The organism is Micromonospora sp. NPDC049151, from assembly GCF_040648395.1.
Taxonomy (GTDB): Bacteria; Actinomycetota; Actinomycetes; order Mycobacteriales; family Micromonosporaceae; genus Micromonospora.
In genome coordinates, this window is sequence record NZ_JBEZDP010000005.1 from 60,384 (window position 1) to 74,766 (window position 14,383).

General features: G+C 72.2%; 13 protein-coding genes. 1 reads left to right on the forward strand and 12 read right to left on the reverse strand.

The genetic code is table 11. The features are described from left to right. Positions 1–80: 80 nt before the first annotated feature. The 8 genes from pyrF to pyrR form a co-directional block, all read right to left on the reverse strand. Positions 81–920 carry an orotidine-5'-phosphate decarboxylase gene (gene pyrF, locus AB0B20_RS08120; protein WP_357386481.1) on the reverse strand — a complete coding sequence of 280 codons (840 nt, stop codon included), beginning with the start codon at positions 918–920 and terminating at the stop codon, positions 81–83. An 87-nt stretch (positions 921–1,007) separates the two neighbouring features. Then, positions 1,008–2,282 carry an adenosylmethionine--8-amino-7-oxononanoate transaminase gene (locus tag AB0B20_RS08125; protein WP_357386483.1) on the reverse strand — a complete coding sequence of 425 codons (1,275 nt, stop codon included), beginning with the start codon at positions 2,280–2,282 and terminating at the stop codon, positions 1,008–1,010. 144 nt (positions 2,283–2,426) lie between these two features. After that, positions 2,427–3,437, reverse strand: a complete 1,011-nt coding sequence (locus tag AB0B20_RS08130; protein WP_357386485.1) for a quinone-dependent dihydroorotate dehydrogenase — start codon at positions 3,435–3,437, stop codon at positions 2,427–2,429. Positions 3,438–3,540: 103 nt separating this feature from the next. Beyond that, positions 3,541–6,888 carry a carbamoyl-phosphate synthase large subunit gene (gene carB, locus AB0B20_RS08135; RefSeq protein ID WP_357386487.1) on the reverse strand — a complete coding sequence of 1,116 codons (3,348 nt, stop codon included), beginning with the start codon at positions 6,886–6,888 and terminating at the stop codon, positions 3,541–3,543. Next, on the reverse strand, positions 6,881–8,053 hold the full coding sequence (gene carA / locus AB0B20_RS08140) for a glutamine-hydrolyzing carbamoyl-phosphate synthase small subunit (RefSeq protein WP_357469167.1): 1,173 nt from the start codon (positions 8,051–8,053) through the stop codon (positions 6,881–6,883). Before carA ends, carB begins: the two co-directional genes overlap by 8 nt. Further along, positions 8,050–9,327 (reverse strand): dihydroorotase, encoded by a 1,278-nt coding sequence (locus AB0B20_RS08145; protein WP_357386491.1) that lies wholly within the window; start codon positions 9,325–9,327, stop codon positions 8,050–8,052. Before AB0B20_RS08145 ends, carA begins: the two co-directional genes overlap by 4 nt. After that, positions 9,324–10,250, reverse strand: a complete 927-nt coding sequence (locus tag AB0B20_RS08150) for an aspartate carbamoyltransferase catalytic subunit (protein ID WP_091424316.1) — start codon at positions 10,248–10,250, stop codon at positions 9,324–9,326. Before AB0B20_RS08150 ends, AB0B20_RS08145 begins: the two co-directional genes overlap by 4 nt. Before the next feature lie 58 nt (positions 10,251–10,308). Further along, entirely contained in the window at positions 10,309–10,890 is a 582-nt protein-coding gene (gene pyrR, locus AB0B20_RS08155; RefSeq protein ID WP_357386493.1) for a bifunctional pyr operon transcriptional regulator/uracil phosphoribosyltransferase PyrR, read from the reverse strand. Positions 10,891–11,175: 285 nt separating this feature from the next. Between pyrR and AB0B20_RS08160 the strand changes: the two genes are divergently transcribed. Continuing rightward, positions 11,176–11,664 (forward strand): helix-turn-helix domain-containing protein, encoded by a 489-nt coding sequence (locus AB0B20_RS08160; RefSeq protein WP_013285505.1) that lies wholly within the window; start codon positions 11,176–11,178, stop codon positions 11,662–11,664. Positions 11,665–11,728: 64 nt separating this feature from the next. On the opposite strand, the gene nusB is transcribed toward AB0B20_RS08160, so the two are convergent. The 4 genes from nusB to aroB form a co-directional block, all read right to left on the reverse strand. Continuing rightward, positions 11,729–12,139, reverse strand: coding sequence for a transcription antitermination factor NusB (gene nusB / locus AB0B20_RS08165; RefSeq protein WP_357386586.1), 411 nt, complete (start codon positions 12,137–12,139; stop codon positions 11,729–11,731). A gap of 23 nt (positions 12,140–12,162) precedes the next feature. Further along, positions 12,163–12,720: an elongation factor P gene (gene efp, locus AB0B20_RS08170; RefSeq protein WP_357386495.1), complete on the reverse strand. Its 558-nt coding sequence runs from the start codon at positions 12,718–12,720 to the stop codon at positions 12,163–12,165. An 86-nt stretch (positions 12,721–12,806) separates the two neighbouring features. After that, positions 12,807–13,247, reverse strand: a complete 441-nt coding sequence (aroQ, locus tag AB0B20_RS08175; protein ID WP_013285502.1) for a type II 3-dehydroquinate dehydratase — start codon at positions 13,245–13,247, stop codon at positions 12,807–12,809. After that, the gene (gene aroB, locus AB0B20_RS08180) at positions 13,244–14,320 is read right to left on the reverse strand and encodes a 3-dehydroquinate synthase (protein ID WP_357386498.1); all 1,077 of its coding nucleotides are present in this window, start codon (positions 14,318–14,320) and stop codon (positions 13,244–13,246) included. The genes aroQ and aroB overlap by 4 nt, the downstream gene beginning before the upstream one ends. Between the last annotated feature and the right edge of the window lie 63 nt (positions 14,321–14,383).

Consider the following 14,383-nt stretch of genomic DNA (forward strand, 5'->3'; position numbering starts at 1 on the left):
GCGCGGGGAAAACTAGCGGTCAACGGAGATTTCGGCAACGTGGACGCGCGATGATCAACACAAAGTGACCGAGCCGTCAGTCAGTCGGCGACGCCCAGGGCGGCCCGGCAGTCGGCAAGCACCCGCTCCGTCGCGGCCCGTAGGCGCTCCGGGTCGGGGCCCGCGCCGAGCACCTCCCGGGAGTACGAGGGAAGCACCGACGGCAGCGCGGCGCCGAACACGGTACGCAGCCCGGCCGGCGTCCCGCCCTGCGCGCCCATCCCCGGGGCGAGCAGCGGACCGTTGAACGATTCCAGATCGTGACCTGTCTCACCGACCGTCGCGCCGACCACCAGACCGAAGCTGCCGAGCGGCTCCGCATCCCGGTTGAGCTGGGAAATCTCGTCGATCACGGTCTGCGCCACGGTGCGCCCGTCGGCACCCACGGCGCGCTGCACGGAGGCCCCCTCCGGGTTGGAGGTGAGCGCCAGCACGAAGACCCCACCACCGTGCGCGGTGGCGGTGGAGAACATCGGGGCGAGCGAACCTACTCCCAGGTAGGGGCTAGCGGTGACCGCGTCGACATACAGAGGGCTGGATGGATCTAGGTACGCCGAGGCGTACGCGGCGACTGTCGAGCCGATGTCGCCGCGCTTGACGTCAAGCAGAGTTAACGTTCCCAAATCTCGCAACTGTCGGATAGTTGACTCAAGCACACCGACGCCACGCGCGCCGAAACGCTCGAAGAACGCCGACTGCGGCTTCACCACGGCGACCCGGTCACCGATCGCCTCCACCACGGTGCGGCAGAACCGCTCCAGGCCCGTCACGTCGTCGGACAGGCCCCAGGCGGTCAGCAACCCCGGGTGCGGGTCGATCCCCACGCAGAGCGGCCCTCGTTCCGCCACGGCCCGGTGCAGGCGGGCGCCGAACGTCTCCATCGTGTCTCTCCCTCTCCCGACGGCCCCGGGGCCGCCTGGCGTGTCCGGCGACGGCCTCCCGTCGCGCCCTGTCGAAATCGGCCGGACTCAGCCGGCCTTGACCGCGGCGGCCACTCCGGCCGCGATCCGCGCCACGTCCGCGTCGTCGCAGACGTACGGCGGCATCGTGTAGACGAGATCCCGGAACGGGCGCAGCCACACCCCCTCGGCGACCGCCGCGGCGGTCGCCCGGGGCAGGTCCACCTCGTGGTCGAGCTGCACCACGCCGATCGCGCCGAGCACGCGTACGTCGGCCACGCCGGGCGCGTCCCGCAACGGTTCCAGGCCGGCCCGCAGGCCGGCTTCGACGCCCGCCACCCGTCCCGCCCAGTCCCCGCCCCGCAGCAGGTCCAGGGAGGCGTTCGCGACCGCGCAGGCGAGCGGATTGCCCATGAACGTCGGCCCGTGCGCCAGCACCCCGTCGGCGGAGATCGCCCGCGCCACCTCCGGCGTGCACAGCGCCGCGGCCAGCGTCAGGTACCCGCCGGTGAGCGCCTTGCCGACACAGAGCACGTCCGGGGCGACTCCGGCGTGCTCGGCGGCGAACATCCGGCCGGTCCGGCCGAAGCCGGTGGCGATCTCGTCGAAGACCAGCAGGATGCCGTGCCCGCGGGTCACCTCGCGCAGCACGCGCAGGTAGTGCGGATGGTGGAACCGCATGCCCCCGGCGCCCTGGACCACCGGCTCGACGATCACCGCGGCCAGCTCGTCGGCGTGCCGCTCGACCGCCTCCACCAGCGCCGCCTCGTACGCCGGATCCGGTGGCGCGTCGAAGCCGGGCGGGGGCACCGGCGCGAACACCTGCCGGGGCAGCACGTCGCCCCAGAGGTGGTGCATGCCGCCCTCCGGGTCGCACACGCTCATCGGGTGGAACGTGTCACCGTGGTAGCCGCCGCGCCAGGTGCCCAGCCGGCGGCGTTGCGGGCGGCCCAGCGCCCGCTGGTACTGCAGGCACATCTTCACCGCGACCTCGACGCTCACCGAGCCGGAGTCGGCCAGGAAGACGTGTTCCAGGCCGTCCGGGGTCAGCTCGACGAGCGTGCGCGCCAGGCGTACGGCGGGCTCGTGGGTGAGCCCGCCGAACATGACGTGGCTCATCCGCCCGAGCTGGTCGGTCACCGCGGCATCCAGCACCGGGTGCCGGTAGCCGTGGATCGCCGCCCACCACGACGACATCCCGTCGACCAGCTCCCGCCCGTCGGCGAGCCGCAGCCGCACCCCTTCGGCGCTGTCCACCACGTACGGCGCGTTAACGCCGGGCATCGCCGCGTACGGGTGCCACACGTGCCGCCGGTCCGCCTCCAGGATCTCCTCAGGCGTCATGACTCCTCCTCGTTCCCCCTCCCGCCCCCGCCCTCTCCCTCCCCCGCGATCTTGCGGTTGCTGCCCCGGCCGCGCCCGGAATGAGGCGGTGTGCCGGGGCCGGAAGTGCAAGATCGCGAGGGTCGGGGGGCGGGGCGGGGGGGGTCAGGGGGTGGCTCGGGTTATGGCTCGGGTGAGGGCGGGGCCGCGGTAGATGAAGCCGGTGTAGAGCTGGAGCAGGGCGGCGCCGGCGTCGAACATGCGGGTGGCGTCGTCGGGATGCAGGATGCCGCCGACGCCGATCACCGGCAGCCGGCCGCCGGTCTCCCGGTGCACGAACGCGACCATGTCGCGGGCCCGGGCGGTGAGCGGCCGGCCGGACAGCCCGCCGGCCTCGGCGGCGCGCTCCCGGTCGGCCGGGGCGAGCCCGTCGCGGGCGAGCGTGGTGTTCGTGGCGATGACCCCGGCCGCGCCCCGGTCGAGGCACACCTCCAGCAGCTCAGCCACGGCCGGCTCGGTGAGGTCCGGGGCGATCTTCACCAGCACCGGCTTCTCCCCCACCAGCGCGGCGAGCAACGCGTCCAGATGTGATCGGTCCTGAAGCGACCGCAGGCCGGGAGTGTTCGGTGAGGACACGTTTACGGCGAAGTAGTCGCCGTGGTCCTTGAGCGCCCGGTAGGACGCGAGGTAGTCCTCGACCGCCTCGTCCAGCGGGGTCACCTTGGACTTGCCCAGCGAGATGCCCAGCGGCACGCCGAGCGGGCGCGGCAACGCGGCCAGCCGGTCCGCGAGCGCCGCGGCGCCGGCGTTGTTGAAGCCCATCCGGTTGATCACGGCTTCGCTGTCGCGCAGCCGGAACAGCCGGGGCCGGGGGTTGCCCGGCTGGGCGTGCGCGGTCACGGTGCCGACCTCGACGAAGCCGAAGCCGAGCGCCGGCCACGCCGGCAACGCGAGTCCGTTCTTGTCCATGCCGGCGGCCAGCCCGACCGGGTTGGGGAAGCGCACCCCGAACACGGTGCGCGGCGCCGGCCGGAAGTACGCCGCGCGCAGCGCCGCGAGAACGGCCGGCCGCCGCGACACCGCAGCCAGCCGCTCCAGCGTCCACTCGTGCGCGCCTTCGGCGTCCCCGCCCGCGAGCGAGAACAGCCGGGGCCGCACCACCTTCTCGAAGATCACGCCTCGGCCCCCCGCCCGGTCTCCCCGTCGATCATGAGGTTGGCGGCGGATTTGGAGATCCACATCGCCGCCAACCTCATGATCGGCGCGTGAAGGCGCGCTGTCACTCGCCCGCCCGCAGGGCGGCGTGCAGGTCCTGCAGCGGGCGGACCTTCAGGTCACCCCGGATGCGGGCCTCGATGCCCATGACGGCGGCGGCGGCGCCGGGCACCGTGGTGACGCACGGGATGTCCACGCTCACCGCCGCGCTGCGGATCTCGTACCCGTCGGAACGGGCGCTCGCGCCGGAGCCCTGCGGCGTGTTCACCACCAGCGCCACGTCGCCGCCGAGGATCAGCGAGACCGCGTCCGCGCCCTCACCCGACTCGTAGTGCTTGCGGATCTGCTCGCAGGCGATGCCGTGCCGGCGCAGCACCTCGGCCGTGCCGGTGGTGGCCACGATCTCGAAGCCCAGGTCGGCCAGGCGCTTGATCGGGAAGATCATGCCGCGCTTGTCCCGGTTGGCGACCGAGACGAAGATCTTCCCGGCGGTCGGCAGCGACCCGTACGCGGCGGCCTGCGACTTGGCGAACGCCTGCCCGAAGCCGGTGTCGATGCCCATCACCTCGCCGGTGGACTTCATCTCCGGGCCGAGCAGCACGTCGATGCCCTTGCCGGACGGGGTGCGGAACCGCTTGAACGGCAGCACCGCCTCCTTGACCGCGATCGGCGCGTCGGCCGGCATGGTGCCGCCGTCGCCGGCCGGCGGCAGCATCCCCTCGGCGCGCAGCTGCGCGATGGTGGCGCCGAGCGCGATCCGGGCCGCCGCCTTCGCCAGCGGCACCGCGGTGGCCTTCGAGACGAACGGTACGGTCCGGGAGGCGCGCGGGTTGGCCTCCAGCACGTAGAGCATGTCGCCCTGCAACGCGTACTGGACGTTGAGCAGGCCGCGCACCCCGACGCCGCGGGCGATCTGCTCGGTGTAGTGCCGCACCTGGGCCAGGTGCGAACCGGCCAGGGTGATCGGCGGCAGCGCGCAGGACGAGTCGCCGGAGTGGATGCCGGCCTCCTCGATGTGCTCCATCACGCCGCCCAGGTAGACGTCGCCGTCGGCGTCCACGAGCGCGTCCACGTCGATCTCGATGGCGTCGTCCAGGAACCGGTCCACCAGCACCGGGCGGTCCGGCGAGATCGCTGTGGCCCGGCCGATGTAGTCACGCAGCGTGGCGTCGTCGTACACGATCTCCATGCCGCGCCCGCCGAGCACGTACGAGGGGCGGACCAGCACCGGGTACCCGATCTCGTCGGCGATCGCCTTCGCCTCGTCGTACGAGGTGGCCATGCCGTGCGCGGGCGCGCGCAGGCCGGCCCGGGCCAGCACCGCGCCGAACGCGCCGCGCTCCTCGGCCAGGTGGATCGACTCCGGCGAGGTGCCGACGATCGGCACCCCGGCGTTCTTGAGCCGCTGGGCCAGGCCGAGCGGGGTCTGACCGCCGAGCTGCACGATCACCCCGATGACGCCGGGCCCGCCCGCCTCCTTGCCGGAGGAGTCCTCGGCGTGCCAGACCTCCAGCACGTCCTCGAACGTCAGCGGCTCGAAGTAGAGTCGGTCGGCGGTGTCGTAGTCGGTGGAGACGGTCTCCGGGTTGCAGTTGACCATGACGGTCTCGTAGTCCACGTCCCGGAGCGCTTGTACCGCGTGCACGCACGAGTAGTCGAACTCGATGCCCTGCCCGATCCGGTTCGGCCCGGAGCCCAGGATGAGCACCTTGGGCCGGGCCGAGGGCGCCACCTCGGTCTCCGAGTCGTACGTCGAGTAGTGGTACGGCGTGGTCGCCTCGAACTCGGCCGCGCAGGTGTCCACCGTCTTGTAGACCGGCCGGACGCCGAGCCGGTGCCGCAGCGTGCGGACGCCGTCCTCGGCGGCCAGCTCCGGACGCAGCGCGGCGAGCTGCCGGTCGGACAACCCGGCCCGCTTGGCCCGGCGCAGCAGCGCGGCGTCGAGCACCGGCGCGTCCACGATCTCGGCGCGCAGCTCGACCAGCGAGGCGATCTGGTCCAGGAACCACGGGTCCATGCCGCCGGACGCCTCGGACACCTCGGCGATCGACGCGCCGAGACGCAGCGCCCGCTCGACCGTGTAGAGCCGGCCGTCGTGCGGCACGCGCAGCGCGGCGAGGGTGTTCTCCTTCGTCGCGCCCTCCGGATCCGGAGTGGTCCAGAAACCGGACGCCTTGGTTTCCATCGAGCGCATCGCCTTGTTCAGCGCCTCGGTGAAGTTGCGGCCCAGGCTCATCGCCTCGCCCACCGACTTCATCGTGGTGGTCAGCTCCGGGTCCGCGCCGGGGAACTTCTCGAACGCGAACCGGGGGATCTTCACCACCACGTAGTCGAGCGTCGGCTCGAACGCGGCGGGCGTCTTGAGCGTGATGTCGTTGGGGATCTCGTCCAGCGTGTAGCCGATGGCGAGCTTCGCGGCGATCTTCGCGATCGGGAAGCCGGTGGCCTTCGACGCCAGCGCCGAGGAGCGCGACACGCGCGGGTTCATCTCGATCACGACGATCCGGCCGTCGGCCGGGTTCACCGCGAACTGGATGTTGCAGCCGCCGGTGTCCACACCGACCTCGCGCAGCACCGCGATGCCGAGGTCACGCAGCCGCTGGTACTCCCGGTCGGTGAGCGTCATCGACGGCGCGACGGTGACGCTGTCACCGGTGTGCACACCCATCGGGTCGACGTTCTCGATCGAGCAGACCACCACCACGTTGTCGTGGCGGTCGCGCATCAGTTCGAGCTCGTACTCCTTCCAGCCGAGCACGCTCTCCTCGATGAGCACCTCGTGCACCGGGCTGGCCGCCAGGCCGGAACCGGCGATGCGCTCCAGGTCCTCGTCGGTGTGCGCCATGCCGGAACCGAGGCCGCCCATGGTGAACGACGGCCGGATGACCACCGGCAGGCCCAGGTCGGCGACCGTCTCGCGGACCTCGTCCATCGAGTGGCAGACCCGCGAACGCGGCACCAGCGCCGACGGGTCCTCCAGGCCCAGCCGTACGCCGGCCTTCGCGACGATCTCCTTGAACAGCTGCCGGTCCTCGCCCCGGTTGATCGCCTCGATGTTCGCGCCGATCAGCTCGACGCCGTACTTCTCCAGCACGCCCGCCTCGTGCAGGGCGACGGCGGTGTTCAGCGCGGTCTGCCCGCCGAGCGTCGGCAGCAGCGCGTCCGGGCGCTCCTTGGCGATGACCAGCTCGACGAACTCACGCGTGATCGGCTCGACGTACGTGGCGTCGGCGAACTCCGGGTCCGTCATGATCGTCGCCGGGTTCGAGTTGACCAGGCTGACCCGGATCCCCTCGCTGCGCAGCACCCGGCAGGCCTGAGTGCCGGAGTAGTCGAACTCGCAGGCCTGTCCGATCACGATCGGCCCGGAGCCGATCACCAGGACGTGCTTGAGGTCGGTCCGCTTAGGCATTCTTGCCGCCTTCACTCTGCTGCCGGTCGAAGCCACGGCCTTCGATCAACTCGGCGAAACGGTCGAAGAGGTAGTCCGCGTCGTGCGGGCCGGCCGCCGCCTCCGGGTGGTACTGGACGGTGAAGGCGGGCACGTCCACGGCCCGCAGCCCCTCGACCACGTTGTCATTGAGGCAGACGTGTGACACCTGGACACCGCCGAACTCGGTCTGGATCACCTGATCCGGCACCACGGCGCCGTCCCCGGCACCGGGCACCTGCACCGCGAAGCCGTGGTTGTGGCTCGTCACCTCGACCTTGCCGGTGGCCCGGTCGAGCACCGGCTGGTTGATGCCACGGTGGCCGTACCCCAGCTTGTAGGTGCCGAAGCCGAGCGCCCGGCCGAGGATCTGGCTGCCGAAGCAGATGCCGAACAGCGGGATCCGCCGGGCCAGCACCTCCCGGGCCAGCGCCACCGGGCCGTCGGCGGTCGCCGGGTCGCCCGGGCCGGGCGAGAAGAAGACCGCGTCCGCGCCGGTGGCGAGCAGGTCCTCGATCGTCGACCCGGCGGGCAGCACGTGGGTGGTGACGCCGCGGGCGGCGAGCCGGCGCGGCACGTTGCGCTTGATGCCCAGGTCCACGGCGGCCACCGTGAACCGGTGCTCGCCCTGCGCCTGCACCACGTACGGCTTGGCGGTGGTCACCTCGTCGGACAGGTTCGCGCCGACCATCTGCGGCGAACGGCGTACCCGCTCCAGCAGGGCGGCCGGGTCGTCCTCGACGCTGGAGATGCCGACCCGCATCGCGCCGCGCTCACGCAGGTGCCGGGTCAGCGCCCGGGTGTCCACCCCGCTGATGCCGACCACGCCCTCGGCGGCGAGCCGGTCCTCCAGGCCGCCGGTGGCCCGCCAGTTCGAGCTGATCCGGGCCGGGTCGCGCACCACGTACCCGGCCACCCAGATCCGGTCGGACTCGTCGTCGGAGCCGTTGACGCCGGTGTTGCCGATGTGCGGCGCGGTCTGCACCACCACCTGCCGGTGGTAGGAGGGGTCGGTGAGCGTCTCCTGGTAGCCGGTCATGCCGGTGTTGAAGACCGCCTCGCCGAAGGTCTCCCCGACGCTGCCGTACGCCTCGCCGTGGAACGTGCGCCCGTCCTCCAAGACGAGGATCGCAGGACGTCTCTTCACTTAACAGCCTTTCCGTCCAGGACCGTCGCCTCGCCGCGCAGGAAGGTCGCCACGATGCGACCCGGCAGCGTCATGCGGGCGTACGGGGTGTTGCGACTGCGACTGGCCAGCTCCGCCGGTTCGATGACGCGCCGGGCGGCCGGGTCGACGAGGGTCAGGTTGGCCGGTACGCCGGGCGCCGGGTCGAGGCCGTGCCCGGTCAGCCCGGCGATCCGGGCCGGTGTGCGGGACATCCGCTCGGCGATCAGGTCCCAGCGGGGACCGAACACGTCGAGCGCGATGGACAGCGCCGTCTCCAGGCCGACCATGCCCGGCCGGGCGTACGCCCACTCGCACTCCTTGTCCTCCACGGCGTGCGGCGCGTGGTCGGTGGCGATGATGTCGATCACGCCCTCGGCCAGCGCGTCGCGCAGCGCGGCGATGTCGGCGGCGGTACGCAGCGGCGGGTTGACCTTGAAGACCGGGTCGTAGCTCTCCGCCTTGGCGTCCGTGAGCAGCAGGTGGTGCGGCGTCACCTCGGCGGTGACGCGTACCCCGCGCGCCTTGGCCTGGCGCAGCACCTCGACGCTGCCGGCGGTGGAGACGTGGCAGACGTGCAGGCGGCTGCCGACGTGCTCGGCCAGCAGCACGTCCCGGGCGATGATCGCCTCCTCGGCGACGGCCGGCCAGCCGGTCAGGCCGAGGCGGGTGGACACCTCGCCCTCGTGCATCTGCGCGCCCTCGGTCAGCCGGGGCTCCTCGGCGTGCTGGGCGATCACGCCGTCGAACGCCTTGACGTACTCCAACGCGCGGCGCATCAGCCGCGGGTCGGACACGCAGTGCCCGTCGTCGGAGAAGATCCGCACCCCGGCGGCCGAGTCGGCCATCGCGCCCAGCTCGGCCAGGCGCTCGCCGGCCAGCCCGACGGTGACCGCGCCGATCGGCTGCACGTCGACCAGGCCGGCCTCGCGGCCGAGCCGCCAGACCTGCTCCACCACGCCCGCGGTGTCGGCGACCGGCGAGGTGTTCGCCATCGCGCACACCGCCGTGTAGCCGCCGAGCGCCGCCGCCCGGGAGCCGGACTCGACAGTCTCGGCGTCCTCCCGGCCGGGCTCGCGCAGGTGGGTGTGCAGGTCGACCAGGCCGGGCAGCGCGACCAGGCCGGTCGCGTCGATGACCGTGGCGTCGTCGGTGGTGGGTGCGTCGCCGACGGCGGCCACCACGCCGTCGCGGATGAGCAGGTCGGTCGGCTCGCCGCCGACGATGCTGACGCCTGTGATGAGGTACGCGGTCACCGGTTGTTCCCTCCGAGCAGCAGGTAGAGCACGGCCATCCGCACGGAGACCCCGTTGGCGACCTGTTCGACGATGGTGGAGCGGGGCGAGTCGGCCACCTCGGGCGTGATCTCCATGCCCCGGTTCATCGGGCCGGGGTGCATGACGATCGCGTGCCCGGGCAGCCGGCGCATGCGCGGCCCGTCGAGCCCGTAGCGGCGGGCGTACTCGCGGGCCGACGGGAAGTAGGAGTCACCCATCCGCTCACGCTGCACCCGCAGCATCATCACCACGTCCACATCTGGGAGAACGGCGTCGAGGTCGTAACAGACGTCGGTACCGGGGGCCAGGGCGGCGGCGATGTCGACCGGGATGAGCGTGGGCGGGCCGACCAGGGTGACCTTCGCGCCGAGCGTGGACAGCAGCAGCACGTTGGAGCGGGCCACCCGGGAGTGCAGCACGTCGCCGACGATCGCCACGTGCAGGCCGTCGAGCCGGCCCAGCCGGGACCGCATCGTGTACGCGTCGAGCAGCGCCTGCGTGGGGTGCTCGTGGGTGCCGTCACCGGCGTTTACCACCGAGCCGTCGACCCACTCGGCGAGCCGGTGCGGGGCGCCGGAGGCGGGGTGCCGGACGACCACCGCGTCCGCGCCCATCGCCTGGAGCGTGAGCGCGGTGTCCTTCAGGCTCTCCCCCTTGGCCACGCTGGAGCCCTTGGCGGAGAAGTTGATCACGTCGGCGCTGAGCCGCTTGGCCGCCGCCTCGAACGAGATCCGGGTCCGGGTGGAGTCCTCGTAGAAGAGGTTGACCACGGTGCGCCCGCGCAGCGCGGGCAGCTTCTTGACCTCACGCCCGGCCACCGTCGCCATCTCCGCGGCGGTGTCCAGGACCAGAGTGGCGGTGCCGGCGTCCAGGTCGGCGCCGGAGAGCAGGTGCCGGATCATGCGCAGAGCCGCCTTTCGTTCGCGACTGCGGGGCTCCGCTTCGCTGCACTCCTCGCGCTCACAGTGACCCCCCGTACAACTTGACCTCGTCCGTGCCGTCGGTCTCGGCGAGGGTGACCTTGACGTTCTCGGCCAGCGCGGTGGGGATGTTCTTGCCGACGTAGTCGGCGCGGATCGGCAGCTGGCGGTGGCCGCGGTCGACCAGGACCGCGAGCTGCACTGACGCCGGGCGGCCCACGTCGCTGAGCGCGTCCAGCGCGGCCCGCACGGTGCGGCCGGAGAACAGCACGTCGTCGACGAGGATCACCCGCTTGCCGTCGATCCCGCCGGGCGGCAGGTCGGTCGGGCCGACCGCGCGGGTGGCGTGCCGGCGCAGGTCGTCGCGGTAGAGCGTGATGTCGAGCACGCCGACCGGGACTGTGACGTCCTCGAAGGTGCTGATCCGGGCCGCGAGGCGGTGGGCCAGCGGCACGCCCCGGGTGGGGATGCCGAGCAGCACGGTGTCGGCGGCGCCCTGGGTCTTCTCCAGGATCTGGTGGGCGATGCGGTCGACCACCCGCGAAACGTCCGCTGCGGCGAGGATCACCTTCACCGAGGGTTGTCGCGGCGGCGACGAGTGGGCAGCCGGTGGGTAGGCCACGGCGGACCTCCTTCCCCGCCTCACGGGACGGGTCGTTAAAGGACGTCTGGTCGGCTCCGGCCGGCCCGCGCGGGCCCGGACCGGGGCTTCACGCCACGTTACCAGCGGTCACCGGGCTGCCCGCCGCCGGTACTGACCTGCTGGTCAGCCCGGAGAAATGGGGACAAGCCACACAGGGGTGCGGGACCCGGTGGACGGCAACACTTGACCACTTGTCGCAATCCCCGTACCGTCACGCTCCGTAGCGATAGCTCGGAGAACCCGAACAGCACTGGGAGTGTCCGAATGCCCTCTGAATACGCCAAGTCGCTGGGCGCCCGCCTGCGCTCCATCCGCCAGCAGCAGGGTCTGTCCCTGCAGGGGGTGGAGGAGAAGTCGAACGGGCGGTGGAAGGCCGTGGTGGTCGGCTCGTACGAGCGCGGCGACCGCGCCGTCACCGTGTCCCGCCTGGCGGAGCTGGCCGACTTCTACCGCGTTCCCGTCTCGGAGCTGCTGCCCGACGGCAGCGGGGTGCGTCACGAGCCCACCAGCAAGATCGTGCTGGACCTGGAGCGGCTCTACGACGAGGCCTCCGAGGACCTCGCGTACGTGGCCCGGTACGCGCGTGCCATCCAGCAGCAGCGCGGTGACTACAACGGCCGCGTGCTCTCGATCCGCGCCGACGACCTGCGCGCCCTCGCGATCGTCTACGACGCCTCGCCGTCGGGCCTGATCGAGCGGCTGACCGAGCACGGCGTGCTGGTCGCCGACCCGCGGGCGTTCTTCGCCTCCTGACACCCCCGTACGACGAGAAGGGCCCGTGCCGCCTGGCACGGGCCCTTCGTCGATCCGGCACGCGTCAGCGCGTGGCGTACTCGGCGATCCGGCCGAGGATGCCGTTGAGAAAGCGGGGCGAGTCGTCTGTCGACATCTGCCGGGCCAGCTCCACGGCCTCGCTGATCGCCACCGCGTCGTCGATCTCGTCGACGTAGAGCAGCTCGTACACGGCGATCCGGGCCAGGTTGCGGTCGACCACCGGCATGCGCTCCAGCGTCCACCCCTCGGCGTAGCTGGCGATCGTCTCGTCGATCCGGTCGAGGTGCGCCGCCACGCCCTCGACCAGCCCGATCGCGTAGCCGAGGTGGTCAGGGCGCGGCTGCTCGATCCGTTGCAGGTAACCGGCGAGCACCTCGACCGGCGGGCGGTCCCGCAGGTCGGCCTCGAAGAGCACGTCCAGCGCCCGCTTGCGCGCCTTACGGCGCGCCGGCATCTGCTGCTTGGGACCCTCGGCCATCAGGATCGGCCGAGGTAACGGCCGTCGCGGGTGTCGACCTTGATCTTCTCACCGGTGGTGATGAACAGCGGCACCTGCACCGTCGCGCCGGTCTCGACGGTGGCCGGCTTGTTGCCGCCGGTCGACCGGTCGCCCTGCAGGCCCGGCTCGGTGTAGGTGACCTCCAGCACGACCGAGGTCGGCAGCTCGATGTACAGCGGCACACCCTCGTGGGTGGCGACCGTCGCCTCGGCCTCGGGGAGGAGGTAGTTGGCGGCCTCGCCGACGACGCCGCCCATGACGGTGATCTGGTCGAACGTCTCCAGATCCATGAAGACGTAGTCCTCGCCGTCGGCGTACAGGTACTGCATGGTGCGCTTGTCCACGGTCGCGGTCTCGACCTTGGTGCCCGCGTTGAAGGTCTTGTCGACCACCTTGCCGGACAGCACGTTCTTCAGCGTGGTGCGCACGAAGGCACCACCCTTACCGGGCTTGACGTGCTGGAACTCGACGACGGCCCACAGCTCGCCGTCCAGGTTGAGTACCAGGCCGTTCTTCAGGTCGTTGGTGGTGGCCATTTCCTGCCTTGATCATCAATTGGCGGACAGACCGTCCAAGTCTACTCGCTCTGTCGAATCGGACTCGCGCCACGGAACTGAGGGGCTCAGGCACCCGCGGCGAGCCGGGCGGCCAGGTGGTGCAGTGCCAGCCGGTAGCCGTCCACGCCCAGGCCGCAGATCACGCCGGTGGCCACGGCGGAGACCACCGAGTGGTGCCGGAACTCCTCCCGGGCGTGGATGTTGGAGATGTGCACCTCGACCAGCGGGCCGCGCAGCATGGCGCAGGCGTCCCGCACCGCGATCGAGTAGTGCGACCAGGCGGCCGGGTTGAGCACCACCGCCGCCGCCTCGTCGGCCGCCTCGTGCAGCCAGGCCAGCATCTCGTGCTCGGCGTCGGTCTGCCGGACCACCACGTCCAGGCCCAGCTCCCGGCCATGCCGCTCGCAGTCGGCCACGAGCTGGGCGTAGCTGGTCACCCCGTACACGTCGACCTGGCGGGTGCCGAGCCGGCCCAGGTTCGGCCCGTTGAGCACGTACACCCTCACGAGCTGATCTCCGCGTACGCGGCGGCGAGCAGGTCGTCCGGCGGTGCCTCCAGGATCGCCGGGCGGGCGAGCCCGTCGAGCACCACGAACCGCAGCCGGCTCCCCCGGGCCTTCTTGTCCACCCGCATCGCCGCCAGCAGCTCCGGCCAGGCGTCGGCCCGGTAGCCGGTGGGCAGGCCGAGCGCGGTCAGCACCCGGCGGTGCCGCTCGGCGTCGGCCGCGTCGAGGCGGCCTGCGAGCCGGGCCAGCGTGGCGGCGTACACCAGGCCGACCGCCACGGCGTGACCGTGCCGCCAGCGGTACCCCTCCACCTTCTCGATCGCGTGCGCCAGCGTGTGCCCGTAGTTGAGCACCTCGCGTACCCCGGATTCGCGCAGGTCCCCGCCGACCACGCCGGCCTTCACGCGGACCGCGCGCTCGACCAGTTCCCGCAGCACCGGCCCGGCCGGGTCCAGCGCGGCGGCCGGATCCCGCTCGACCAGGTCGAGGATGACCGGGTCGGCGATGAAGCCGCACTTGACCACCTCGGCCATCCCGGCCGCCAGGTCGGCCGGGGGCAGGCTGTCCAGCGTCGCCAGGTCGGCCAGCACGCCGGCCGGCGGGTGGAACGCGCCGACCAGGTTCTTGCCGGCGGCGGTGTTGATGCCGGTCTTGCCGCCCACGGCGGCGTCGACCATGCCGAGCAGCGACGTGGCGACCGGCACCCAGCGCACCCCGCGCAGCCAGGTGGCCGCGACGAAACCGGCCAGGTCGGTGACCGCGCCGCCGCCCACCCCGACCACCGCGTCGGTACGGGTGAACCCGGCCTCGCCGAGCCGATCCCAGCAGGCCGCCGCCACGTCGACGTGCTTGCCCGCCTCCGCGTCCGGCACCTCGATGAGCAGCGGAGTCACGCCGGCCTCGCGGACGCCGGCGGCGAGCCGGTCGGCCAGCGCCTTGAGCGGCGGCGAGTGCAGGAAGGCCACCCGCTCGGCGCCGGGTAGCAGCGCCGGCGGCGGGTCCAGCAGGTCACGTCCCACGAGCACGTCGTACGGCCGCTCGCCGCCGACCGGGATCCGGGTCACCTCGTCCATCGCGGGCAGCCTAGTCCAGCGCGCCGCCCTCGCGGGGCGACTGTCCACTGGCTGGGTGTTTGC

Bases quoted from the DNA above. Each gene is read 5' to 3' on its own strand.
- aroB (WP_357386498.1), bottom strand. From the start codon at position 14,320: ATGGACGAGGTGACCCGGATCCCGGTCGGCGGCGAGCGGCCGTACGAC.
- carB (WP_357386487.1), bottom strand. From the start codon at position 6,888: ATGCCTAAGCGGACCGACCTCAAGCACGTCCTGGTGATCGGCTCCGGG.
- AB0B20_RS08150 (WP_091424316.1), bottom strand. From the start codon at position 10,250: ATGATCCGGCACCTGCTCTCCGGCGCCGACCTGGACGCCGGCACCGCC.
- AB0B20_RS08125 (WP_357386483.1), bottom strand. From the start codon at position 2,282: ATGACGCCTGAGGAGATCCTGGAGGCGGACCGGCGGCACGTGTGGCAC.
- nusB (WP_357386586.1), bottom strand. From the start codon at position 12,139: ATGCCGGCGCGCCGTAAGGCGCGCAAGCGGGCGCTGGACGTGCTCTTC.
- efp (WP_357386495.1), bottom strand. From the start codon at position 12,720: ATGGCCACCACCAACGACCTGAAGAACGGCCTGGTACTCAACCTGGAC.
- AB0B20_RS08160 (WP_013285505.1), top strand. From the start codon at position 11,176: ATGCCCTCTGAATACGCCAAGTCGCTGGGCGCCCGCCTGCGCTCCATC.
- pyrF (WP_357386481.1), bottom strand. From the start codon at position 920: ATGGAGACGTTCGGCGCCCGCCTGCACCGGGCCGTGGCGGAACGAGGG.